The organism is Tenacibaculum sp. MAR_2009_124, assembly GCF_900105455.1.
Classification (GTDB): domain Bacteria; phylum Bacteroidota; class Bacteroidia; order Flavobacteriales; family Flavobacteriaceae; genus Polaribacter.
The window spans coordinates 446449-472063 of the sequence record NZ_FNSF01000007.1 but is presented as its reverse complement, the minus strand read 5'-3'; the positions used below and the strand labels follow the sequence as shown (position 1 = coordinate 472063).

Below are 25615 nucleotides of genomic sequence, written 5' to 3'. Positions count from 1 at the left end.
AAGACTTTACAAAACTTATAACTCTGTAGTATTTCATATTTTTATGGTATGTTTGTACTACTATTAAATTGATTTTATAACATGATTAAAAGACTCCTCTTTCTTTTTACTTTTTGTTCATCAATATTGGTTCAAGCTCAGTATACATCTGTTATAAATTCAAATAGACCAGGACTTTCGGAAAGTCCTTATAGTGTTGGATCTGGAGTCTATCAGCTCGAATCTACTTTCTTTTATAGAAAAGTACCTTTTATCGAAACTTTTAGCAATCCAGAATCTTTCGGTGCTAATTTACTCTTTAGAACAAGTTTTTTATTTGAAAAATTAGAATTTAATTTAAATACTACATTGTCAAGTGATAAAATAGGATTTAAAAACGTTTTTGAATCTTCTTTTAATACTACTGGTTTTAGTAGATTTACTTTAGGAGCGAAATATTTGGTATATGCTCCCAAATACGAAGACAAATCGAAAGAAATAAGAAGTTGGAAAGCAAGACACTCTTTTGATTGGAAAAGGTGGATTCCTCATGTGGGAGTTTATGCTGGTGTTAACTTTGGTAGCATTTTATCAGACTACCATGCTAAAGGAGGAGGAATTAGTCCGAAAGTAGGGGTATTACTTCAAAATGAATTTTCTGACAAACTAAACGTTATTTCCAATCTATATTATGATAATATAGGAAGTGATTTTCCTGAATACTCATACGTTATTACTGGAACCTATAATTTCAATGATTATTGGTCAGGTTTCGCCGAACTCCAAGGTGTTTTTGAAAAACATCAAAATAAGAGCAGTATTGGTGGTGGAGCAGCTTATTTATTTAATGAAAACCTTCAATTTAATGCTTCACTAAGAGGTAATTTTGAAGGAAATGAATTCGGTGTTACATCGGCTATAGGAGTTTCTTATAGAATGGATAGGCATGAGGATAAATTTGTTGAATTAGATGAGTTTGGGAACAAAATTGAAGAAGACAAGCCTATTAAGTACGACGAAAATAAAGGATTTTTTGGTCGTTTATTCAGTAAAGCCAAAAAGTTATTTAAAAAGAAACCAGGAAAACGAGAACAAAAAGTTGATCTGGATATTTCTCCTGACAAGGATGAAAAAGAAGTTAGAACGGAAAAGCCAAGGAGACGTAGACAAGAATCTTTAATAGAAGTAATTTCTAAAGAAGACGAAAAACAAAAGAAAAAAACAACAAAAGAAGAAAAGAAAGCTGCGAAAAAAGCACAAAAACAGACAGAAAAAGATGCCAAGAAAGCCCAAAAAGAAATAGAAAAAGAGGCCAAACGAAAGAAAAAAGAAGAGGAAAAAGAAGCAAAAAGAAAAGAAAAAGAGCGACTAGAGCTTGAAAAAGAAATAAAAGAGTTGGAAGAAGAAATTAAAAAAGAAGAAGAAGAGAAAAAAAAGAAGGAAGAAGAAAAGAAAAAGAAAGACGGAGATAATTAAAAGAGAACGTACATATTGAATATATGATTTCAGTTAAAGAAATAACCAGTAAAAAGGAAATGAAACAATTTGTTAAATTTCCTTTTTCCCTTTATAAAAACACCCCTTATTGGGTACCACCAATTATTAATGACGAATTAGCTAGTTTCGACTCAAGCAAAAATCCTGTTTTTGAAGATGCTAAAGCCAAATTTTTATTAGCTTTTAAAAATGGTCAAATTGTTGGACGTGTTATTGCTATTATAAACACTTATGAAGTGGAAACACAGAACATCAAAAAAATGCGTTTTGGTTGGTTTGATGTTATCGATGATATTGAAGTAAGCAAGGCTTTATTAGACAGAATTAAAGAGATTGGGAAAGAAAATAATTTAGAATATGTTGAAGGTCCTGTTGGTTTTAATAATCTTGATAAAACAGGAGTTCTTATTGATGGATTTGATCATATCGGCACAATGATCACATGGTACAATCATCCCTACTATAAAAACCATCTTGAACAATTAGGTTTCAAAAAAGAAAAAGAATATTTAGAAAGTAAGTTTCCGTTTAAAAATGTTGACGCTAAGAAATATACAAAAGCTGCGAATCTCATTCAGAGAAGATATAATTTAAAAGAATTAGCCTTTTCTTCTACAAAAGAAATTATGCCTTACGTTGATGAAATGTTTGATCTTTTCAGTAAAACCTATTCTAAGCTTTCTACCTACGTTCCTATTTCTGATAAACAAATTGAATATTTCAAGAAAAAGTATATTTCCTTCATTAACCCTGAGTATATTAAATTTGTAGTAGATAACGAAAATAAAATGGTAGCTTTTGCAATTGTAATGCCATCTTTTTCAAAAGCCCTTCAGAAAGCAAAAGGTAAGCTATTCCCTTTCGGGTTATTTCATTTGTTAAGTGCAAGAAAGAATTCTAAAGATGTTATTTTTTACCTTATCGGCGTACACCCTGAATATCAAAATAAAGGGGTTACAGCTATTATTTTCAGGGAGTATATTAAAACATTTGGTACTAAAGGGATTCAAGACTGTATACGAACTCCTGAACTTGAAGATAATGAAGCAATCCATAAAATATGGAAAGACTTTAGCCCAACCGTCCACAAAAGAAGAAGAACGTATAGAATTGATTTATAATGCAGTTATTTTATAATCCAGAAATATCTGAAGAAGTTAAAGAATTAACTTTTAATAAAGAGGAAAGTAGGCACATTGTGCGAGTTCTAAGAAAAAAAGAAGGAGATGTTTTACATATTACAAATGGTAGAGGCTTTCTTTTTTACGTGGAGATAATATTTGCTAATGATAAAAGGTGCGTTGTTAAAAGAACAAGCTTTAAAGAGATTGGAAACAATAGAGATTATTATTTACATGTAGCCATCGCTCCTACTAAAAATATTGATCGCTTTGAATGGTTTCTTGAAAAAGCTACGGAAATAGGAATTGATGAGATAACTCCTTTGCTTTGCAAAAACTCAGAAAGGAAAGTTATTAAATATGAAAGATTGAATAAGATTGTACAATCTGCTATGAAACAATCACTTCAATATCGGCTTACTAAACTCAATAACCTAACTAGTTTTAACGATTTTATAAACAGTAATTTAGAAGGTCAATTGTTTATTGCTCACTGTGAAGATGATAACCAAAAAAATGGGTTAAAACAATTGGTGGAACCAAGATCTAAATACACAATACTCATTGGTCCTGAAGGGGACTTTACATTTGAAGAAATAGAAAAATCAAAAGCTATAGGATTTTGCCCAATTAGCTTAGGGAATACGCGATTACGAACCGAAACAGCCGGAGTAACTAGTACTCAAAACATTAGTTTCTTACATCAATAATTCTTTTTTGTATATTTAAGGCTAAAGTTTACCCTATTTTATTGAGTACAGCAGATTTTTTTAACATATTTCTACTGGTTAGCGCGCTACACGGCTTTGCGTTTAGCCTTATACTTTTCTCTTCCAAAAATGGAAAAGATAAGAGCATGCTTTATTTAAACTTATTAATACTTTCAATATCTTTAAATAACATTCAATCATGGGTACTCGAGAATCAACTCTTTCAGCATAAATTTGCTCTCGATTATATTCAAATTCCTTGGCATTTTTTAGCCATGCCGTTTTTGTATATGTTTCTAATTAATTATTTGAATATTGCTTCAAAAACATATAATCTACTTAAAATTGTATTTCCTATATTTCTTTTGGCTATTGCCGCACAAATATCGTTTGTACTTTATTACAGTAACATAGAAAACAATAATTATCAAGACTTTGTTTACGAAAAGTATACCTCAATTGAGGAAATAGTTAGTTTCATTATTTCAATAGGTCTATTTGTATACTCTTATTATTTACTATATAGAAAAGAAAACTTGTTTGAAAAAATACTCTCTTATGACAATTTAAAGTGGATTAATACCTTTTTTAAGTTATCATCAATTGGTTATCTATTATGGATCACAGCACTAATCATCAAGATTAGTTTAAATTTTAAAGGGTTTATGTTCTCCTATTATCCTTTGCGAATTTACACAACCATATTGATATACTGGTTGGGCTACCAAGGATTAAGACAGGTTCGTATACTAAAAGAACGTCAACATATTCGAAAAGGAATTGCCTTAGAAACACCTTCTTCGTCTTTGAATGGCTTGGCTACTAATTCAAAAGAAAAATTAACCCTAACGGCTTCTAACGCCTTATCGGTAACTGAAGAGCAATATAAAAAGTACCAAGATTCTTTCTCAGAAATAGATTTTTTAATTAGGACTGAGAAAAAGTTTTTACTTCCAAGATATACACTACAGCACCTGGCGTCCGAAATAGATTTCAGCCCGAGTACTCTTTCATTTATTATAAATAATATTGCTGGAAAAACTTTTGTTGATTATTTAAACGAAATGAGAGTACAACAAGCTAAAGAGTTATTAACAAATATTAGCTATGAAAACTATACCATTGCCTCAATTGGATTAGAATCTGGGTTCAATTCTAAGTCTACTTTCTTTACTGTTTTTAAAAAACACACAGGGTTAACACCCTTCTCTTATAGAAAACAATCCTTATAATTAAAAATATCTAACAAATTAGTTCGAAATCGTCCAGAATAGATGATTCCGTACCTATATATTACCTATATAGTATAAATTTGCTGACAGATACTACTTGAAAACGTAAATATTTTAAAAGTATATTATTTTAAAATATTTGTTCTATAAAATATTATTAAGTGTACGCGCTTGATGATGAAAAAGAAAGGGTCTCAGCCTGAAACATCAACTAACCTAACGTTGATGTTTTTTTTATTTAAACTACCTTATTAACAATTAGACTATACTATCAAAAAAGTAAAAAAGTCCGAAAACATCTATTCTGGACGATTTCGGACTCTTATTTCATATAGATCATTTAATATTGCATTGAAATTTATCACTAATGATATTAATTTCTTAAGGGGAAAAAAGAAAACACCAACATTTAAGGTTGGTGTTTTTTATTTTAAGTTCACTATATTGCTTGTTAAATTAATTTCAGTGAGAAAACTTATAATTCTTTTATTTCTATTTTTTGTTTACAAAACTCAATCTCAACAAATTGCGACTTTAAAATATAAAGGTGGAGGTGATTGGTATTCCAATCCGACTGCGTTGCCAAATCTGATCAATTTTGTGAACTCATCTACCAAATGTGGTATCAATAAAGAACCTCAAACCGTATCATTAAATGATAATGCCATTTTCAATTATCCTATTGTTTTTATGACTGGCCATGGAAATGTATATTTCGATGATGAAGATGTTCGAAAACTAAAAAACTATTTAATTTCTGGTGGATTTTTGCATATCTCAGATAACTATGGTTTAGACAAATACATACGCAAAGAACTAAGCAAAGTTTTCCCTAAAGAAGAATTAACAGAAATTCCAATTAACCACCCTATTTATCACCAAACCTACGATTTCCCTAATGGTCTTCCAAAAATTCACGAACACGACAAAAAAGAACCTAAAGGATTAGGAATTTTTTATAAGAGCAGACTTGTAGTTTTTTATGACCATGAAAGTGACCTGAGTGATGGATGGGAGGATCAATCAATTCATAACGACCCAAAAGAAATAAGAGAAAAGGCACTAAAAATGGGTTCGAATATCATTGAATATGCTTTCACAAACTAGTTACTCAGATATAGATTCTATTCGAATCAATTTTGATACCGATGCCTTATGGATGCTTAATATTGCATTAGCTATAATTATGTTTGGAGTTTCATTAGATATTACTCTAAATGATTTCAAACGTCTTCTAAGTTCTCCAAAAATTGTGTTTGTAGGTATCTTATCACAATTCATAATACTACCTCTATTTACCTATGTACTGGTAATTGTATTAAAGCCTCATCCCAGTTTTGCCCTTGGAATGATGCTAATAGCCGCTTGTCCTGGAGGTAATGTTTCTAATTTTTTCAGTAAAATGGCTAATGGTAATGCTGCTCTCTCAGTAAGTTTAACCGCTTTTGCAACATTGATCTGTATTTTTCTAACTCCGCTAAATCTTCAAATATGGGGACGTTTATATGAACCAACGGAACACATATTAAAGGAGGTGTCCTTAAACCCTTTTGATTTAACAAAGTTAGTCGTACTTATTTTGGGTATTCCACTAATAATAGGAATGTTCGTAAGATACCATCATAAAGAAATGGCAGATAAAATCAATACGTTTATCAAACCTTTTTCAGTTATCTTCTTTTTAGTTTTAATAGTTATTGCTCTCTATGAAAATGCTCATATTTTCAAAAACTATATTCATTTGGTACTATTTCTTGTAATTTTCCATAATCTATTCGCGTATTTCCTAGGATATTCTGTTAGCAAGTTATTTAAACTATCAAAAAAGGATACGAAAACCATTTCCATAGAAACAGGAATTCAGAACGGTGGTCTTGGGCTTCTTCTTATATTCAGCTTTTTTAATGGTTTAGGTGGTATGGCACTATTAGCCGCTTTTTGGGGAGTTTGGGATATTTTTTCTGGAATGATGCTAGCAACGTATTGGGGACGAAAAAAATAGTATCTTTTCATTAGTTTAATCTCTGTCAAAAAAGAAACATGAATAACTTTCTCTATTTTTTCTTTAAAGTTTATGTTCGACTTGGATTGTTTTTTTATTCAAAAAAAGTAAAAACTTATGGTTTAGATAACATTCCTAAAAATGGATCTATTCTATTTACAGCCAATCATCCGAATGGGCTGATAGACCCTATTCTAATTGCTACACATATCAAAAGAAAAACTCATTTTCTCGTTCGAGCTTCCGTTTTTCAAAACCCTGCTATAGCCAAGTTTTTCAAAGCTTTAGGCATGATGCCTATTTACCGTATTAGAGATGGTTTTAATCAACTTTCAAAGAATAATGATGTATTTGATAAATCGGAACAGATCCTGTCATCAGAAGGATCATTGCTGATTTTTCCTGAAGGAAGCCATAATAGAAAGCGTACCATTAGACCTTTAAGTAAAGGATTTACCAGAATTATTTTTCAAGTATTGAAAAACAATCCTGACATCAAACTTTTTATGGTTCCTATCGGAATTACTTATCAAAACCCCTCGTCATACCCATCATATGTAACTCTAAATTTTGGTAAGCCAATTAATTGCAATGAATATTTGAGAAACGACAACAAATTCGAAACAATAAAAGATTTAAAAAATAGACTACGTAAAAACTTAAAAGAATTAACGGTTCATATTCCTAACGACGACAATTACGAAGATAAATTCAATCGATTCAATTCCTGCAAGCTAGATTTCACGGATGTAAAAAAAACCAATACTATAATTAGGAATAATCAAACACGTTTAGACCGAAAAAAAGGCCCCATAAACATTATGAAACCTATTTTATATTTGATCATTCTTAATAGTATATTTCCTTATACATTATGGAAGATTATATCAAAAAACATTGATGAGAAAGAATTTGTAGACACCTTTAGGTTCGGAACAAATTTAGTACTCATTCCTATATTTTACTTTTTTCAAGCCTATATAGTTTCAATACAATTTGACACCTATATCGGTGTTATTTACTTTTTCTCTAGTCTTCTATTGATTCTTCTGTATACGAAATTGGCGCCGACTCCATCAGGATAGCATTCTGAAGATCTTCTTGAATTTTTGTTCTCATATTACTCCTCACCAGACCACGGTTTCTCATTGTAGGATATACACGGTTAGATAAGAAAACATAAACAATTCCACTTTCAGGATCCGCCCAAGTATACGTTCCTGTAAAACCACTATGTCCAAAACTTTCTTCAGAAACACATCCACACGTAGCTTTTACTTCTGGTCTAATTTGAGGTTTATCAAAACCCAAACCACGACGCACTTTTCTATCAGCATAATACCTTTTATTGAACTTTGCCAGAGTTTCTGGCTGGAGATACCTCACCCCTCCATATTCTCCTTTTTGCAAATACATTTGCATAATCTTAGCTACATCATTTGCATTCGAGAACAAACCTGCATGACCTCCTACACCACCAATCATCGCTGCTCCCATATCATGAACAAAACCATGAACTAATTGCTTTCTATAATAACTATCTTTTTCGGTAGGTACAATTTCTGATTTTCTAAACTTCTTTAACGGTAAATAAGTAGTTCTATTCGCTCCTAATGAGCTATAAAAAAGCTGATCGGTTAGTATATTTAAAGGTTTTTTATATTTTCTTTCAATTATTTCTTTGATCATATAATACCCCAAATCACTATACTTATACCCTGGTCTACTCCTTTGTTCAGAATCTACAATCTCTTTAAAAATTGAATCTTTATAACTTCTTGCCAAGTATAAATTATTAGCTACTTTTATACTAAAGTCTTTAGACCATTTTTTTTTATAAAGCTCCAAAGAATTCTCTCCAGTTTCTTCATCTTGGGTATGTAAATAAAATGGAATCCATGCCCTTAAACGTCCATAATGAGATAGAATTTCTTTTAATAACAAGGTATCTTTATTAGATTTACTATACCTAGGTAGCAAATCTCCTACACTTGAAAAAAGGCTTAATTTTCTTTCTTCTTCAGCTTTCATTACCATGGGTAAAGACGCCAAAATTTTCGTCAGAGACGCCAAATCATAAATATCAGATTTCTTTACTTTTCGTTTTTTCGCCAAGGTATGATAACCAAACGTTTTGTAATAAAATACTTTTCCGTTCCTAGCCGCTAAAATTTGACCTCCTGGAGCCATTCTTTTTTTTAATATCGTATCTATTCTTTTATCTATTACCTCTAGCTTATCAGAAGAAACACCAGCTTCTTCAGGTATTGTATATTGTAAAACATTTAATTTAGACGTTTCAATACCAGTTCCCTCCTTAAAGTTATTGATACTAACTGGAAGCTTTCCTTTTACTTTAAAAGCCCCAAATAAAGCTTGCGCTGTTAATTCTTGAGCTATCTTACTATTTTGATAACCAACAACGATCGTTTCTATATTTGCTTCATCAACTTTAAGTAGGCTATATGGGCTTGCAAAATCACACAATATAACGTTCGACTCTTTTGCTATTTCATGTAACCAAGTCAAGTCTTTTTTAGAAAACTTATAACTTTTCCATGGGTGCTTATTAGACTTATGGAAACCTACAATTACTCTATTGTATTTTTTTAATTTTTGAACCAGAGTTTTCAAGTACTTGCTAGAAACTTTATCAACTTTAGCATAATTCCTCAACATTGCAAGAAAATCGTTTCCTTTAGCATCACCCAACCCAACGTAAGCAATTTTTTTATCTTCTAAATGAGTAATTGGAATATTCTTAACACTATCTTTTACAACAGTAATTGAATTTCTTACTAATTTCCTATGCAACAGTTTATCTTCAACTCTGTGCAAATCTTTTTGAAGACTATCTGTACTTATTGCTGTATAATTATGTAACCCAACTAAATATTTAGCTTTTAATATTTTTCTTACAGATTCATTAATTCTGTCTTCAGTTAATTTACCATTTAACAACGATGCTTTAAAAAGCTTTAGCGTTCCAGGGACATCAGAAGGAATTAATAAGATATCATTCCCTGCTTCAATAGCAGCTAAATTAATCGCAGCAGAAGTGTTATAATTAGCAGCTCCCTTCATATTTAATCCATCAGTCAGCACTAAACCTTTATACCCCAGCTTTTCCTTTAACAAGTCAGTAACTATTGTTTTTGAAAGAGATGAAGGTAAGTCTGCATTCTTCTCTAATTGAGGTAAGCTAAGATGTGCGACCATGATACTAGCTACTCCTTTATCAATGGCCTTTTTGTAGGGATACAACTCAATGGAGTCAAGTCTTTCTTCAGAAAAATTAACGGTAGGTAGTACAGCATGAGAATCCGTTGCAGTGTCACCATGCCCTGGAAAGTGTTTAGCACTGGCAAGAACTCCAGCTCCTTGCATACCTTCAGTAAATGCAACTGCCTTTTCTGTTACATTTTCCTTATTTTCTCCGAAAGATCTATTCCCAATTATTGGATTATCAGGATTTGTATTAATATCCACTACAGGAGCAAAGTTCATGTGTATTCCTACTCTTTTACAATGCTCTCCAATTCTTTGTCCCGTTTCTTTAATTAAAGTATTATCAGGTACCGCACCAAGTGTCATATTCCAAGGAAAACGAAAAGAGTTTTTCAAACGCATATCTAATCCCCATTCTCCATCAAAACCGATCAATAAAGGGATTTTAGCCTTTTCTTGATAAGAATTATTCAAAACAACGTGCTTTTCAGGGGTTCCTTGCATAAATATCAAGTTTCCGATATGGTATCTCGTGATCATATCATTGATATAAGCCTTATGCTTTTGATCTCTATTTGAATACGCTTGAATCATAAATAATTGACCAAGTTTTTCATCGATAGTCATAGATTTCATTATACTATCTACCCAAACATTTTGGGCTTCAGTATCTTTAGCTTGCAAAGGATCTAACTGCTGTGCTTGTAAGAAATTAAATAATGTTAATGCAAATAAAAAAAGTATCTTTTTCCTCATATTGTTAATTATAATATCACTTGAATGTATTCAATAGTTATACCAAAAATCTTTTATGCCAACTTTCTTCAGCATTAACCTCCCATTGGGTTTCAAAATCATTTTTTGTATTAACCATATTATTAAACACAGTAGTACTTCCTGTTATCTTTTTTTCTTTAATGTATTTTTGAAAATCAGGTAGCTTAACAATATTTATGTGATCACCATCTTTAAATGAAACATTCATTTTATTCATTAAATCCAGTTTTAACTCGGCTTGCAATTCTTTAACAAAACGCACCGAAGCATCAATTGAACACCCTGAAACATTGTTAAAACTTTCATCTACGGACAATACGATAAAGTGATTATATTTTATCGTAAACGATCCTTTTAGATCATCACCATGACGTGTCCAGTTTTCAATAAATACTTTTGCTTTATTATTAATATATAGTATTTCTTCTTCCGTAAACTCTCGATCTGACTGATACACCCAAACTCTTGAATTTTCAGGTAAATCTTTATATTCTACAAACATTTTTTCTTTAAATTAATTAACTTCCTTAAAAATTACCTAGCATTAAATTTTGCCTGTAATGCCTTTAATTTCTCCTCTTCCGACAATACTTTTCTCGGCCTAGTCATTCTTTCTTTTATTTGTCTTAAAACTTTCTTAGTATACAGAGGGAATTCTGCATTTTGAATCCATGAATTATACCCTGGATTTTCTTTCAAAACCTCTTCAACTATTCTTCCTTTATATTTTCCAAATGAAAAAATCTCATGCCCTTCATCATCAAAAAGAATAAATCCAGCAAAATCGGCTCTCTCTCTATGAGAAGAAAATTCGCTCAACATTTCTACTGAATTTTCAATATCCTCATATTTATCTAACTGAGCTTTTAATATTTCATAAGTTGCTAACGTATCTGCCTCTGCTGAATGCGCATCATCCAGATCTTTACCACAATAAAATTTATACCCAGCACTTAATGTTCTTTGTTCTTTTTTATGAAATATTACTTGAACATCAACGGCTTTTCTGTTTACCATGTCAAAATCAATTCCCGCTCTTAACAGCTCTTCCGCTAACAAAGGGATATCGAATCTGTTTGAATTGAAACCAGCTAAATCAGCATCTGCAATCATTTCGTTTACTGTCTCTGCCAATTCTTTAAAAGTTGGCTCTGCTACTACCTTTTCATTCGTTATTCCGTGAACAGCTGTTGACTCTTCAGGTATTTCCATTTCTGGATTTACCAACCATGTTTTACTTTCTTTATTTCCATTAGGAAAAACTTTAAGTATAGAAATCTCAACGATTCTATCATTTGCTATATTAATTCCTGTTGTTTCTAAATCGAAGAATACGATTGGTTTTTTTAAGTTTAATTCCATTTTTAAAATCTCTTGAGATCTTTATTTACTAATCCCTTTTCTTTTATTCGTTATTTAATTGTTTTTTAAAGTCGTTTATTTGACCCAGTACTTTCTGAGGCAACCTAGGTTCTTTAAAATTATACTTCTTTAATTCTTCCAGTAAAACTTTCGCCATCAAATATCTTGCAGAAGGCTTATCATCAGCTGGAATAATAAACCAAGGCGCGTAATCTGTTGATGTTCTATTCAAAACATCCTCATAGCTCTCTTGATATTTATCCCAAAGTTTTCTTTCTTTCAAATCTCCTGCTGAAAATTTCCAGTTTTTTTCAGGAATATTCAAACGTCTTAACAATCGATTTTTTTGCTCTTCTTTTGACAAATGCAGAAAGAATTTCAAGACTATAGTACCACTCTCTTCCAAATGTTTTTCAAACTGATTAATCCTGTCCATTCTATTGTGATAAAAACAATCATCAATATCTTCTATAGACGAAACTGAAGGTATATTTTCAGATAATATATACTCTGGATGAACTCTTGTTACCAATACATTTTCATAGTGTGTTCTATTAAACACACCTATTTTTCCTTTGGCTGGAAGTGCTATATAGTGTCTCCATAAAAAATCATGCTTTAACTCTAGTTCCGTAGGCACTTTAAAACTATGAACAACAACACCTCGTGCATTTACATCTTTGAATACTTCACGAATCAAACTATCTTTCCCTGCTGTATCCATTCCTTGTAAACAAATCAACATACTATGCTTACCTTCGGCATACATTGTATCTTGAAGTTTACTAATTTCCTTTCTCAATTTCTTAAGCTCTTTCTTAGCATCAAATATCAATTCTTTGGTAGGAATATTATTCAAATGTATTTCTTCAGAAGCTTTATAATCATTTACATTCATAAAAATTATAAATTATACTATAAAAGTAATAAAATTAAAGTGTTTTCTAATTGATTTTATCTTGGTATTTATCAATTAATTCAATATTCTTTTGTAATCTTTAAGGTTATTTATTATGAATTTTGTCGTAACTAAATTTAACAATCATGAAAAACACTATTGTAATTCAAGGTAGCTCAAAAAGTTACGGAAATACAAGAAAAATAATTGACTACTTAAATCCTGAAAACAATTTTGACATTGTTGATTTAAAAACTAAGAATATTGGGCATTTCGATTACGAATTTAAAAATACAAACGACGATTTTATTCCATTAGTAAAAAATGTAATTCCAAACTACGACACCATTATTTTTGCCACACCAGTTTACTGGTATTCAATGAGTGGTATTTTAAAAGTTTTTTTTGACAGATGTTCTGATTTATTATATCAAGAAAAAGAATTAGGAAGGCTTTTACGAGGAAAGAATATGGCAGTAATAAGTAATTCTGGCGCAAATGACTTAAAAAAAGGGTTTTACATGCCTTTTAAAGAAAGTGCGAACTATTTAGGAATGAATTACCTTGGTAATGTTCATGGTTGGTTTACGGAAGATGGTAGTGAGATTAATGAAGAAGCGAAACAACAATTAGAAACATTTAAAACACTGATAAACTAATACATGGAAGAGCTTCTGTTAATTTTCAACAGGCTTTTCCTTTTTTGTTTTGATATTTAATCGTAATATTGCAATAATACAATTAATAATTATGGGAGTAACCAAATCTGAAATATTTACTGATGAGCAAAACACCATTGCCAAAATAGCAAAAGTTCTTGGGCACCCGGCACGAATAGCTATAATTCAACACTTACTTAAAATTGAATCATGTATTTGTGGTGATTTAGTAAATGAAATTGGTCTTGCCCAACCGACCATTTCTCAGCATCTAAAAGAATTAAAGAATACAGGAATCATTAAAGGAAATATTGAAGGCACAAGTGTTTGCTATTGTATTGATACTGATAACTGGAAAAATATTCAAACTACTTTATTAACTTTATTTTCCGAATCAAATAACGATACAAATTGCTGCAGCTAAAAAAATTTTAAATCATTAATCGCAATATTACAATAAAAAATGAATACTAATTTAACTAAGACTATTCAAAACTTAAAAGTATCGTCTATACCAAAAGAAAGAACAGTACTATTAAATTCTTTTGCTCAACTTTTGCAATCTAAAAAAGATGAGCAAAAAAATATAAACTTAAACTTTATATGTACCCACAACTCCAGAAGAAGTCATTTATCACAAATATGGATGCAAACTTTGGCTAACTTTTTCAATTTAGACAAAGTATTTTGCTATAGCGGTGGTACTGAATCAACAGCTATTGCTTCCCCTATCATTAAAACGCTAAAAGACCAAGGGTTTAATATTCAAACTATTTCACAAGGAAAAAACCCTATACATGCAATAAAATACGATTCAAACACAGCACCAATTATTGGTTTTTCGAAAGAATATTTTAGCGATTTCAATCCAAAATCAAATTTCATCGCTATTATGACCTGCTCCCAAGCAGATGAAGGATGCCCGCTAGTTTTAGGTACCGACAACAAAATTCCATTAACATTTGAGGACCCTAAAGCTTTTGACAACACACCACTCCAGGATGAAAAGTATTTAGAAAGAAGCACTCAAATAGCAACGGAGCTATATTACGTATTATCTCAAATAAAATAACACTTTATGAAACTTTCAGAAATAAAAAATTACCTTCAAAATTTAGAGACAATCGCCTTTGAATTACCCAATGGAAACTTAGTTCCTTCACATTTTCATGTTACCGAAGTCGGCAAAGTATCCAAACACTTTATTGATTGCGGAGGAACGCTTAGAAATGAAGAAGTTATTAATTTTCAGCTATGGAATAAAGATGACTACGACCATCGATTACACCCAGAAAAACTAATCCACATTATTGAATTATCTGAAAAAACACTACAGTTAGAAGATCTTGAAATTGAAGTTGAGTATCAAAATGATACAATTGGTAAATATAATTTAGATTTTAATGGAACCAATTTTCTTCTCACAAATAAAGCTACGGCTTGCTTAGCTGAAGACCAATGCGGTATAACACCGCAAGAAAAACCTAAAGTTAAATTATCAAGCCTTAATAACACCGAAACTTCATGTGCCCCAGGATCTGGGTGCTGTTAATCAAAATAAAATTATCAGTTATCAATACTTACGCTTTGCAATGTCCAGATAACTGATAATTATTCTTATAATTTATTCGACAGGAACACAAATATCCACAATAAACTTTTTCTCAGGGTGTGTATTATAATCGTTGTAATAGATTTCAAAAGGCTCACCATGAGGTTTAAAACCTTTTTCCGACAACCATACGAAAACAGACTCCCAAGCTTTTTGAAACTCACTCCCTCCTATTTCATATCGAGCAACAACATGCTTACCTCCAGGAATAACTCTCAAGCCTACTTCTCCATTTACCTCCACTTCCTTTTCCAAGAAAACACAAGCACTCATTCTTAACTTTTCGGCCTCAGTAACTTTCGGACTATCATGATATACCGTCCCCATTCGAGTATTCTCCGACATTAACCCCTTAGGAAATGCCCACTGAATTAATTTATTAAAAGCATTTGCTATCTTTTCAGGATTTCCTATATGACCAATATAAGCAGTTTTAACAGTTGATAGTGTTTTAATTTCAATAGTAGCTTTCATCTGAATAAAATTTAAATGATTATTTATATTGCTAATATATTTTTTAAACTTTATCCTATCTTGACCATCCTTGCTTTCGTCTATACAAATCTTGCTAAATCGATCAATATCCTTCTTTTTAAGCTTTGAAGGACTCATACCGTAAAACTTTTTAAAGCTCCTTGAAAAAGAAGAACCACTATCAAACCCAACTTTTTCAGCAATTTCAACAATTAACATATCATCATTCCGAAGTAACAAAACCATAGCTCTTTCAATCCTTTTTCGTAGTATATATGCATTTAATTTTTCTCCAACTACCGCTGAAAACAATCTATGAAAATGATATGGTGAAAAGTACGCTTCTTTCGCTACTAACTCCAAAGAAAGCTTTTTATTTAAATTCTTATCGATATACAAAAGTGCCTTATATATCCTTCCAACAATACTATTACTTGGCTCCATTATTATACTATAGTTTTAGTGTTTCTTTGAAGAAAATAAAATACTCCTCCTCCAAAAAAATATAAAATAACATCCATAATATCCGAAGTATACCTGTCTAAAAGCCCTGGCAAATAATACTCAAAAAATATAGCATAGCCACAACAGATATACAAAATATAAAGAACAGGTATTTTATAGTTATTATACCCCAACAACCTTCTAACAACATAAAGACAGATTGTTAATACGATAGGAATAATTAAAAAATCATTAAGATAAAACTGAATAAATGAGGAAAGTTCTATATTTAACTTTTGTAAACAATATACCAATACTCCAAGAACACAGGAAAACCAAAAGTATTTAAATATGTAGTCAGTTTTTTTCAAAAACCCCAAATTAACCAGCGGCAACCATAGCGATAAACCAAGCAAGAAAAGCTCCTATTGCACTAATAACTAAAAATACAGAATGCAAAATCCAACCTCCTATTTTACACAAAAAATTAGGATGTTGCATTAACCTAATCGCAAAACTCGGGTTTTCAAGCTCTAATTTGGCTTCATCGATTTGCTGTTGTTTAAACGATTCTACCCTCAACTCTCTTTCCTTTTTAAAGGATATAAGAGCACCACAATTTTTACAATAGTCCGAATTTTCTGTAAACACACCACAGTGCTTACATTTTACCATTGAGTTTGTTTTAGACATGTTCTTTATTAAATGAATATTTATTCTTCCTTTTGTAAGGCCTAATAATTAATCTAGTTTCGCGATCAAAACGAATATAATTATATACCCAATTCATAAACACGATCACTTTATTTCTAAAACCTATTAGAGAAAACAGGTGAACAAACATCCAAACAAACCAAGCAAAAACACCTTGAAACTTCCATTTTGGTAAATCCACCACAGCCTTATTCCTTCCAATGGTTGCCATTGAACCTCTATCTTTATAAATAAATTCTTTCTGAGCGTTTCCTTTTAATTCGGCAATTACATTCTTTGCTACTAATCTACCCTGTTGAATAGCCGGCTGTGCCATCATTGGGTGACCATACTCATAAGACTCCGTTTTCATACAAGCAACATCTCCAACCGCATAAATATTATCATACCCATCTACTCTACTATATTTATCAACCTTAACTCGACAAGGCCTTTCCAGAATACAATCCACATGCATACCATCAATCAAAGCTCCTTTAACACCCGCAGCCCAAATAACGGTTTGTGTTTTAAAATGATCTTCTCCGTTCGTCATTACTGTCTCTCCATCATAATCAAGTACTCTCAAATTTTTCCATACATCCACCCCCAATTTTCTTAAAAAGTCCTCAGCTTTTTTTGAAGCTTTACTGCTCATTCCTTTCAACAACTCTCCACTACTCTGAATCAGGTTTATTTTCATTTGCCTAATATCCAAATCGGGATAATCTTTCGGCAAAATTCCTTTTTTCATTTCTGCTAACGCACCTGCCAACTCAACCCCAGTAGGACCTCCTCCAACAATAACGAAATTCATTAAAGCCAATCTCTTTTCTAAATTTGATTCGAGTAAAGCTTCTTCAAAATTTTCTAATACCAGACTTCTTATATTCAGTGCTTGAGGGACAGATTTCATTTCCATTGAATATTTCTGAACATTAGTATTATCAAAAAAATTCGTTGTTGAACCCGTTGCTAAAATCAAAATATCATACTCAATACACCCAATAGTTGTCTCTAATTTATTGCTTTCCGAATCTACTTTGACTACTTCAGCTAACCTAAAATAAAAATTTTCTACATCGTTAAATCTCTTTCTTAATGGAAAAGCAATACTATCTGGCTCTAACCCACCTGTTGCTACTTGATATAATAAAGGTTGAAACGTATGATAATTATGTTTATCGATTAAAACTACTTGAAGTTCTTGCTCTTCTAATCCCCGAGCAGCCGCCAATCCTGCAAATCCTCCTCCAACAATTACAACTCTTGGAGCACTGGTTTGAGGTATATTCATACAATTAAATTTTAGTAAAACAAATTTAAGAAAAAGATAATTTCTTCTTCAACATTATCTTCTTTATTGATATAGAACTCTTTTAAACTTTTTAATTTTCCTAAAAAACAATAAACAACACCTCGATTTGAAGTCAACAATTCGTCAACTAACAAACCATCCTGATAAAAGCTTTCAGAACACCTAGCTGAAATCATTTTCAAAGCATTCTATATTAATACCATTTACCAGTTGAAATCACCATAATAAAACACCCTTTTTCCTTTCTTCTTCTTCTTTTGAAAAAAAATTAACTAAAGCTATGCTCTATTTTTAAAACTCGAATAACGAAAAAATCATCATTTTGTTTTACTGTAATTTCAAATCATAGCTGGTGTAAATTATGAAGCTCATCTTTAACCATCTCACTTCAATTAAAACATTTGTACCTCATTTTAAAGCTACTATACATGAAAACCTCTCCTTTGTGACATTTTATCCTAAAGATGTTTTTGTTTTTCTCACCTTTGAGTAACGACCTTAAAACATTAAAAACCAATCAATATGGAAACACTTATTTCACAGTCTACTCACGAACCTGTAGTAGCCTCTTTGCAGGAAATTCTTTCAGAAGACCCAAAAATGGAAGCAGCGTTAATTGCTTCATTAAACATTGCAGTAGAATCCGCTAAAAAGAAATTAAATGCAGATTTATACAAAGCCATTGATAATGTTTTTCAAGGAAATGGTTGGCCAACAACAACAAACCATTATCTGGATTACCTAGACTTATATGTACGTTTAATTCCAAACGAAAGTAATGACCCTGAATATCCTAATGCATGGAAAAGCAATGGACAACAAAACGGTTACAACCAAAAAGTATATGATTTATTATGTCAATCATACTGGCTAATTGACCAAAAAATACCTGGAACCAATCTAACCATGCAAAGTTTTGAGAAATTTGCCAATTGGTTAGTCGATTTCGCAAATGCTTGGGGAACATTTTTAGATACTGAAGAATCTTTAACAAAAGAAAGCTTACTTTCATTCAAACATGACTCGATGTATAATTTTCATTTATATGCGGATAACGAAAGAAGCTGGAACACTTTTAATGAATTTTTCTACAGAGAATTCAATCATGCCGACCCAGAAACTGGACTAAGTCCTTTGCGTCCAATTTCAGATCCTGAAAACAATGAAAACATTGTTTCACCAGCTGATTGTACTTATAAACAATACTACCCAATAGATGACCAGGGAAATGTATTGGAATCAAATGGTAAACACACACGCGTTTCTTTAAAGGGCACTCACAGTATTGGAACTATTGACGAGCTTTTACAAGAAAGTGAGTACGCTTCTGATTTTTACGGAGGAACATTCATTCATTACTTTTTAAGTCCATTTGACTACCATAGATTCCACACTCCAGTTAGTGGAGAAGTATTAGAAATAATCCCTGTAGAAGGAAAAGTATATTTAAACGTTGAACTACAAGAAAACGGACAATGGGATGCTCCAGATGGTGCAGAAGATGGCTATGAGTTTACTCAAGCTAGAGGTTTAGTAGTTATGGATGCTGGACCAGTAGTTGGTAAAGTAGCTATTTTACCTATTGGAATGTGTCAAGTTTCTGGAGTTGATATGTACACTGAATTACAAGGAAAAGAAGTTGTAAAAGGACAAGAATTTGGGAAATTTAGATTTGGAGGATCTGACATTATCATGTTATTTCAAAAACCACCTAGTGAATTATACATGTTTAAAAATGACCCAGGGCATGAACCAATACATTTTCAATATGGACAGACTGCTGTTTATTGGAATAAATAAATTATACAAATAATAAAAAAGGTGAGTTTGGTATAGACTCTTACACCAAACTCACCTATTATAATATCTTATTATTAGTTGAAAAACTAGAATTATACCACTTACACATTGGAATTACTTGTTTTTTAGTTTCGAAAATTCCCTCTCTAAAAAATACAATTTATCTTCAAACGGATTTCTAAACTCAGGAACTCTTCTTAAAAAAGTACTCTTTACCAACCACAACTCCTTCACTTCAGAGAGCAAAAACTTCTTATCTTCTATATTTTTATGAGCTGCCTTTAACACTAACTCCTTTCCTTCAATAGTCGCATGCCTTAGCACCAACTCTTCCTCCACTAAAACAAGCATCAAGTTTTCTGCCTTCAAAGAGTTTAGTTTCTTCACAGGGTATTTTTCTCCAACAACAAAATCATTAGGATAAACTCCATTTTCATTAGAAGTCATTTCTAAATTATTCACGGTAAAAGCCCTAAGCTCCAATTCAGTAGTAATTGGAAGAGAAACTACTGGTAAATCTTTTATAAATTTCGGTTTATCAAAATACTTTATATAGTCATTTTGGTTTTTATTCGTTATTATAGGTATGTCTGTCATTTTCTCTTTTTCGAACTTCTCAACCTCCAATGTTAAACTCCCTTTAAATTGCAACAACTGATTTACTGTTAACTCAGCCGTTAGCAAGTCATCTATAATTATGCTAAAATAATTAGCAATTTTAATTATTGTTTCAATTTTCGGTTCACTCCTCCCTTCTTCATAAGCCCCTAAAGTCGCTCTTTTCAGGCCAAACAACTCCGCAAATGCTTGTTGACTCAATCCTTTAACACCTCTTATCTTTTTAATATTTTTACCAAAAAACGACATATTTTGCTAATTTTATTTGCAATTATTAAAATAATCACTATCTTTACACTAATAATATTAGCTAATATACATAGTTTTTGCTAAAATCGTTAGTTCTAGCTCGTAAAAAAATAATATCAACTAAAACAAAAACACAATTATGATAACAATAACACTATACATTACCAGTGCGCTATTCAAATCTTTTTTGTAATATTACACCGCTAAGAGAAACCATTAATTAACTAATTCAATTGCTAGATGGACAATCACTATATAAAAACAAAAAACTTTTTACAAGAACTAAACTTCAATATCATTAAAGAGGATATTGAAAACGGCCTTTTTGTTATTGAAAAAGAAAACTTTGGGATAAAAAACCTCATAATTGGAGTAGCCTACCCAATTATTATTATTGAACAATTTATTTTCAAGGTAAATGAACCTAATGAAGACATTTTTAAAAGTCTTCTTATTAAAAACAGAGACATCGTTCATGGTGCCTTTGTATTAGACGACTGTGGTGAACGTGTTATATTCAGAGACACCCTACAGTTAGAAAATTTAGATCTGAATGAACTAGAAGCAAGCTTGAACTCATTGAGTTTATTATTAAGTGAGTTTTCAGAGCAAATTATTGCATTTTCAAAGTATTAAAAAAATAGACCATGAATATATTTAGAAGATTATTTAGAATAGGAGAAGCAGAAGCAAACTCTGCTATTGATAAAATGGAGGATCCTATTAAAATGACAGAACAAGGAATTAGAGATTTAAAAAGTGATTTGGAAAAGAGCCTAGAGTCATTAGCACAAATAAAAGCACTAGCTATTCGTTCAAAAAACGACCTTGAAACCTTTACCTTAAAAGCTGAAGATTATCAACAAAAAGCAATGTTAGTTCTTCAAAAAGCACAAAAAGGAGAAATGGATGCAAATGAAGCTGATAGATTAGCCAAACAAGCACTTATTAAAAAAGAGGAAAATGTTCAAGAAATAAGTAGAACTAAATTAGAGTCTGAAAAACTAGATTCTTCAGTTACTCAACTTGAAAAAAGTGTACAGGAAATAAAACATAACATCCAAAAATGGGAAAATGAACTGAAAACACTTAAGGCTCGTGTAAAAGTATCAAAAGCTACTAAAAACCTGAACAAACAAATGGCAGAGTTAGATAGTAACAGTACCGTAACGATGTTAGAACGTATGAAAGATAAAGTAACTCAAGAGGAAGCTTTAGCTGAAGCATACGGTGATTTGGCCAATTCAACAAAAACCATTGACGATGAGTTGAATGATGCTATTGATGATAAACAGAATAATGCCGAAGATGATTTAGCCAAACTTAAACAACAATTAGGACTTAACGATAATAAAGAAGGATAAATTTGAACTCACTAACCGATTTAGTTTTTTCTACAATCAATGCTCCACTAACTATATTACTTATAGCTTTAGCGGCTTATAGAGTTTTTACAATGATACTGGGGCTCGATTTAGATTTCGACTTAGATGTTGATATTGACATTGATGCCGATATTGATACCGATTTAGACATTGACTCTACGGGCATTGATCTTGAAGACGTTACTAATATTGAATTAAAGAAAGAAACGGTTACGGGTAAAAAACGAAAACCACTAAAATGGTGGCAGGTAATTCTACTATACTTTAACTTTGTGGAATTACCTTTCCTTTTCACCTTTACATCTTGGATTTTCTTTTGGTGGGCTATTACTGTAATTGGCACGTATCTAACCAACAGTTATGACAATTCTTTTGGTGTTGTTATTTTTCTGTCAGCAATGCTTCCTGCATTAATTTTAAATAAAATTTTCACCACACCATTTAAATCTTTTTTTAAAAATCTAGACAGAAAAGGTGTTGAAAATCTTGACCTTATTGGTAGAAAAGGCATTTTACGTTCTAATATTTCAAAAAACAGAATGGGGAGCGTGAAGTTATATGTTAACGATGACCCAATTAATGTTTACGGAAAATCTTTAAATGGAGAAGAAATCAAATCAGGCGAAGAAATTCTGATCATAAAAGAATCGCCAGATAAGAAGTTTTATTTTATACAATCGTATGAATAATTATAATTGCTATTCACAAAATTGCCTATGGAACAAATTAATATTATAAATATTGTTTGGTTAATAGTGGGAGGACTGACCTCTATGATCTTTCTTTTTACTTTAATAACTGTTCTTTTTTACAAAAAACCAACACAAGGTCAAGCGTTAATTAGAACAGGCCTTGGAAATACAGTAATTGTTTTTGACAAAGGAATATATGTAATTCCCTTTTTACATAAACTTGACGTATTGGACACGACTATAAAAAGAATAGAGCTAAAATTAATTGACAAAAGCAATCTTTTATGTAAAGATGGCAAACGTATTGATATAGTCGCTACCTTTTTATTGAAAGTTAATTGCTCTAAAGAAAGTATTGAACATACCCTTCATTCTATCGGAAGTGAAAAAGCATCCAATATTGAAAATGTTCAAGAAATATTTTCACCGATATTTTTAGAATCGATACATAATATCGCTAAAAAATTTAACTTTGAAACATTAAGAGATTCTATATCAGAATTTAAAAATGAAATCGTACAACACATCGGTAGAGATCTTTATGGATTTTCTTTAGAACAATGTTCCATCAACTACATGGAAAAAATTAATTTAACTCAAGAAATGCAAAAACATACTCAATCATATAACTAAAAATAAACTATGACTAATACACTATTAATTTTCGCACAAATTGATATTCTAGATATCGTTTGGATGGTGGTTGGCGGATTGGCCTCACTCGTCCTTCTATTTGTAATAATTATTGCTCTTTTCTACAGAAAAATACCACAAGGTCAGGCTTTAGTAAAAACTGGTTTCGGAGGAACCGCTGTTGCCTTTGACAAAGGTATGTACGTAATTCCTGTTTTACATAAATTGGAAATCATGGACATTTCTGTAAAAAAAATAGAGATCGATCGTTTAGAAACAGATGGACTTATCTGTAAAGACAATATGAGAGCAGATATTAAAGTTGCCTTTTTTGTTAAAGTAAACAAATCGAAACAAGATATTATTGAAGTAGCACAAACTATTGGTTGTGAACGTGCCTCGCATATAGAAACTCTTGAAGAATTATTTGAAGCAAAGTTCTCGGAAGCATTAAAAACAGTAGGAAAACAATTTGACTTTGTTCAATTATACGAGTCGAGAAGCGAATTTAGAAACCAAATTATAAATGAAATCGGTAAAGATCTAAACGGATACACTTTAGAGGATTGCGCTATTGATTATTTAGAGCAAACTCCTGTTTCTTTCTTAAAACCAGATAACATTTTAGATTCTGAAGGAATTAAAAAAATTACAGAATTAACAGCTGCCCAAAATGTTAAATCTAATTTAATTAAACGAGACGAAGAAAAAGTTATTCGTAAACAAGATGTTGAGGCTCGAGAAGCGATTTTAGAATTAGACAAGCAATTAGCAGAAAAGGAAGAACAACAAAGGAGAGAAATTGCGAACATAAAAGCACGCGAAGAAGCTGAGATCTTAAAAGTCGCTGAAGAAGAGCGTTTAAAGTCTGAAACAGCAAGAATTGCGACTGAAGAGAAAGTTCAAGTTGCTGAAGAAAACATGCAACGCCAAATTATTGTTGCTGAGAAAAACAAACAACGTACAGAGGCCGTTGAAGCTGAGCGTGTTGAAAAAGACAGGGCTTTGGAAGCTACGGAGCGTGAACGTATCGTAACTTTAGCAGAAATTGAAAAAGAAAAGGTTGTTGAAGTTGAAAAGAAAAATATTCAAGACGTTATTCGTGATAGAGTAATGCTAGAAAAAGGTGTTGTAGAAGAGAAGGAAAACATGAAAGATATTGAAGCTTTCAAAACAGCCGATCGTGACAAACAAGTAAAAATTACTGTTGCTGAGGCTGAAGCTGAAGAGTCTTTAATAAAAACGATCAAAGAAGCAGAAGCGCAAAAAGAGGCAGCCAAGCAAAAAGCAGAAGAGATAAATATTGAAGCGCAAGCTCAAAAAGAGGCTAGCGAGAAAGAAGCCGAAGCGAGAAAAACATTAGCGGAGGCTAAAGCTAAAGAAGAAGCAACTGCAGGTTTATCTGAAGCTCAAGTTATGCATGCCAAAGCTGATGCTAATGAACGTGAAGGATTAGTAGAGGCCACAATTATCGAGAAAAAAGCAAAAGCAGAAGCAGCAGGAATTTTAGCAAAAGCTGCCGCTAATAAGGAAGAAGGTATTGCAGAAGCTGAAGTTATCAAAGAAAAGGCACTTGCGAAAGCTACAGGAGATAAAGAAATCGCTTTAGCTGAAGCTGCTGGTATCGAAGAAAAAGCAGAAGCTATGAAAAAACTTGATGGTGTAGGTAAAGAGCATGAAGAATTTAAACTACGTTTAGAAAAAGAATTGCAAGTAGATCTAGCACATATCAATGTTCAAAAAGATATTGCCGATGCACAAGCCCAAGTTATTGGTGACGCTTTAAAGGCAGCCAATATTGATATTGTTGGTGGTGAAACTATGTTCTTCGACCAAATCATTGGGCAAATTACCAAAGCTAAAGGTGTTGACAGGTTGGTTCAGCATAGCTCAAACATCCAAGATGTAAAAGATGCTATTTTAGGTAGTGACGATGTAAAAGGTAATTTACTTGAAAAAGTAAAAGACTTCGCTACTAAATATGGCATTTCATCTGAAGATATCAAGAACTTAAGTATTGCCAATTTATTGGTAGACTTAAAATCAAAAGCTTCTAGTGCAGATGAAGAGAATTTATTTAGCAACCTCTTTAACTTGGCTAAAGGTCTAGGTTTATCTGATAAGAAATTATCTTAATAGTATAGAGTAACAAAAGAAGTTGTAACGACTTCTTTTGTTTTCTTTTTCGTACTCCCCTACTTTAATTTTCTACAAATAATCGTGTTCGATTTG

Annotated in this window: 26 protein-coding genes; 17 read left to right on the top strand and 9 right to left on the bottom strand. The window is 31.7% G+C overall.

The genetic code is table 11. The features are described from left to right. The first annotated feature begins 81 nt into the window (after positions 1-81). From BLW23_RS18980 to BLW23_RS18945, 7 genes are all read left to right on the top strand, one after another. Positions 82-1455: a transporter gene (locus BLW23_RS18980; RefSeq protein ID WP_218134065.1), complete on the top strand. Its 1374-nt coding sequence runs from the start codon at positions 82-84 to the stop codon at positions 1453-1455. A 23-nt stretch (positions 1456-1478) separates the two neighbouring features. Further along, positions 1479-2597 carry a GTP cyclohydrolase gene (locus BLW23_RS18970; protein ID WP_093672826.1) on the top strand — a complete coding sequence of 373 codons (1119 nt, stop codon included), beginning with the start codon at positions 1479-1481 and terminating at the stop codon, positions 2595-2597. Next, positions 2597-3307, top strand: a complete 711-nt coding sequence (locus BLW23_RS18965; protein ID WP_093672824.1) for a 16S rRNA (uracil(1498)-N(3))-methyltransferase — start codon at positions 2597-2599, stop codon at positions 3305-3307. Before BLW23_RS18970 ends, BLW23_RS18965 begins: the two co-directional genes overlap by 1 nt. A gap of 146 nt (positions 3308-3453) precedes the next feature. Further along, on the top strand, positions 3454-4539 hold the full coding sequence (locus BLW23_RS18960; RefSeq protein WP_093672822.1) for a helix-turn-helix domain-containing protein: 1086 nt from the start codon (positions 3454-3456) through the stop codon (positions 4537-4539). A gap of 465 nt (positions 4540-5004) precedes the next feature. Next, positions 5005-5646 carry a DUF4159 domain-containing protein gene (locus BLW23_RS18955; protein WP_093673199.1) on the top strand — a complete coding sequence of 214 codons (642 nt, stop codon included), beginning with the start codon at positions 5005-5007 and terminating at the stop codon, positions 5644-5646. Next, positions 5630-6541, top strand: a complete 912-nt coding sequence (locus tag BLW23_RS18950; protein ID WP_093672820.1) for a bile acid:sodium symporter family protein — start codon at positions 5630-5632, stop codon at positions 6539-6541. The genes BLW23_RS18955 and BLW23_RS18950 overlap by 17 nt, the downstream gene beginning before the upstream one ends. 38 nt (positions 6542-6579) lie before the next feature. After that, the gene (locus BLW23_RS18945) at positions 6580-7626 is read left to right on the top strand and encodes a lysophospholipid acyltransferase family protein (protein ID WP_093672818.1); all 1047 of its coding nucleotides are present in this window, start codon (positions 6580-6582) and stop codon (positions 7624-7626) included. Here the strand turns inward: BLW23_RS18945 and BLW23_RS18940 are convergent. Genes BLW23_RS18940 through BLW23_RS18925 form a run of 4 tightly spaced genes read right to left on the bottom strand, consistent with a single transcriptional unit; the run spans position 7571 to position 12806 of the window. After that, positions 7571-10525: a glycoside hydrolase family 3 N-terminal domain-containing protein gene (locus BLW23_RS18940; protein WP_093672816.1), complete on the bottom strand. Its 2955-nt coding sequence runs from the start codon at positions 10523-10525 to the stop codon at positions 7571-7573. The two genes, BLW23_RS18945 and BLW23_RS18940, sit on opposite strands and share 56 nt — an antisense overlap. A 37-nt stretch (positions 10526-10562) precedes the next feature. Continuing rightward, positions 10563-11048, bottom strand: coding sequence for an ABC transporter ATPase (locus tag BLW23_RS18935; protein ID WP_093672814.1), 486 nt, complete (start codon positions 11046-11048; stop codon positions 10563-10565). 32 nt (positions 11049-11080) lie between these two features. Continuing rightward, on the bottom strand, positions 11081-11908 hold the full coding sequence (locus tag BLW23_RS18930; RefSeq protein WP_093672812.1) for a 3'-5' exonuclease: 828 nt from the start codon (positions 11906-11908) through the stop codon (positions 11081-11083). A gap of 43 nt (positions 11909-11951) precedes the next feature. Further along, positions 11952-12806, bottom strand: a complete 855-nt coding sequence (locus BLW23_RS18925) for a PPK2 family polyphosphate kinase (protein WP_093672810.1) — start codon at positions 12804-12806, stop codon at positions 11952-11954. Positions 12807-12952: 146 nt separating this feature from the next. Between BLW23_RS18925 and BLW23_RS18920 the strand changes: the two genes are divergently transcribed. From BLW23_RS18920 to BLW23_RS18905, 4 genes are all read left to right on the top strand, one after another. Further along, positions 12953-13465, top strand: a complete 513-nt coding sequence (locus tag BLW23_RS18920) for a flavodoxin family protein (RefSeq protein WP_093672808.1) — start codon at positions 12953-12955, stop codon at positions 13463-13465. A 91-nt stretch (positions 13466-13556) separates the two neighbouring features. Beyond that, positions 13557-13889 (top strand): ArsR/SmtB family transcription factor, encoded by a 333-nt coding sequence (locus BLW23_RS18915; RefSeq protein ID WP_093672806.1) that lies wholly within the window; start codon positions 13557-13559, stop codon positions 13887-13889. A gap of 39 nt (positions 13890-13928) precedes the next feature. Further along, a complete protein-coding gene (locus BLW23_RS18910; RefSeq protein ID WP_093672804.1) occupies positions 13929-14537 on the top strand; it encodes an arsenate-mycothiol transferase ArsC in 609 nt (202 codons plus the stop codon). Positions 14538-14543: 6 nt separating this feature from the next. Continuing rightward, the gene (locus BLW23_RS18905; protein ID WP_093672802.1) at positions 14544-15017 is read left to right on the top strand and encodes a DUF6428 family protein; all 474 of its coding nucleotides are present in this window, start codon (positions 14544-14546) and stop codon (positions 15015-15017) included. Positions 15018-15089: 72 nt separating this feature from the next. Here BLW23_RS18905 and BLW23_RS18900 read toward each other — a convergent pair whose 3' ends face one another. From BLW23_RS18900 to BLW23_RS18880, 4 genes are all read right to left on the bottom strand, one after another. Further along, positions 15090-15995, bottom strand: coding sequence for an AraC family transcriptional regulator (locus BLW23_RS18900; RefSeq protein ID WP_093672800.1), 906 nt, complete (start codon positions 15993-15995; stop codon positions 15090-15092). Between the two features lie 381 nt (positions 15996-16376). Then, on the bottom strand, positions 16377-16670 hold the full coding sequence (locus tag BLW23_RS18890; protein WP_093673197.1) for a hypothetical protein: 294 nt from the start codon (positions 16668-16670) through the stop codon (positions 16377-16379). Between the two features lie 10 nt (positions 16671-16680). Beyond that, positions 16681-17985, bottom strand: coding sequence for an NAD(P)/FAD-dependent oxidoreductase (locus tag BLW23_RS18885; RefSeq protein ID WP_093672796.1), 1305 nt, complete (start codon positions 17983-17985; stop codon positions 16681-16683). A gap of 11 nt (positions 17986-17996) precedes the next feature. Beyond that, a complete protein-coding gene (locus BLW23_RS18880) occupies positions 17997-18182 on the bottom strand; it encodes a hypothetical protein (RefSeq protein ID WP_093672794.1) in 186 nt (61 codons plus the stop codon). Between the two features lie 346 nt (positions 18183-18528). On the opposite strand from BLW23_RS18880, the gene BLW23_RS18875 reads away from it, so the two are divergent. Further along, on the top strand, positions 18529-19806 hold the full coding sequence (locus BLW23_RS18875) for a phosphatidylserine decarboxylase (protein ID WP_093672792.1): 1278 nt from the start codon (positions 18529-18531) through the stop codon (positions 19804-19806). 114 nt (positions 19807-19920) lie between these two features. On the opposite strand, the gene BLW23_RS18870 is transcribed toward BLW23_RS18875, so the two are convergent. After that, positions 19921-20673, bottom strand: coding sequence for a helix-turn-helix domain-containing protein (locus tag BLW23_RS18870; RefSeq protein WP_093672790.1), 753 nt, complete (start codon positions 20671-20673; stop codon positions 19921-19923). A 240-nt stretch (positions 20674-20913) separates the two neighbouring features. On the opposite strand from BLW23_RS18870, the gene BLW23_RS18865 reads away from it, so the two are divergent. The 5 genes from BLW23_RS18865 to BLW23_RS18845 all read left to right on the top strand — a co-directional run bounded on the left by BLW23_RS18865 (position 20914) and on the right by BLW23_RS18845 (position 25519). Then, a complete protein-coding gene (locus BLW23_RS18865) occupies positions 20914-21309 on the top strand; it encodes a type III secretion system chaperone family protein (protein WP_093672788.1) in 396 nt (131 codons plus the stop codon). An 11-nt stretch (positions 21310-21320) separates the two neighbouring features. Next, positions 21321-22037, top strand: a complete 717-nt coding sequence (locus BLW23_RS18860) for a PspA/IM30 family protein (RefSeq protein WP_093672786.1) — start codon at positions 21321-21323, stop codon at positions 22035-22037. 2 nt (positions 22038-22039) lie between these two features. Then, positions 22040-22747, top strand: a complete 708-nt coding sequence (locus tag BLW23_RS18855; RefSeq protein ID WP_093672784.1) for an OB-fold-containig protein — start codon at positions 22040-22042, stop codon at positions 22745-22747. A 27-nt stretch (positions 22748-22774) separates the two neighbouring features. After that, entirely contained in the window at positions 22775-23383 is a 609-nt protein-coding gene (locus BLW23_RS18850; protein ID WP_093672782.1) for an SPFH domain-containing protein, read from the top strand. A gap of 63 nt (positions 23384-23446) precedes the next feature. Next, the gene (locus BLW23_RS18845; RefSeq protein WP_176829891.1) at positions 23447-25519 is read left to right on the top strand and encodes an SPFH domain-containing protein; all 2073 of its coding nucleotides are present in this window, start codon (positions 23447-23449) and stop codon (positions 25517-25519) included. Positions 25520-25615 lie beyond the last annotated feature (96 nt).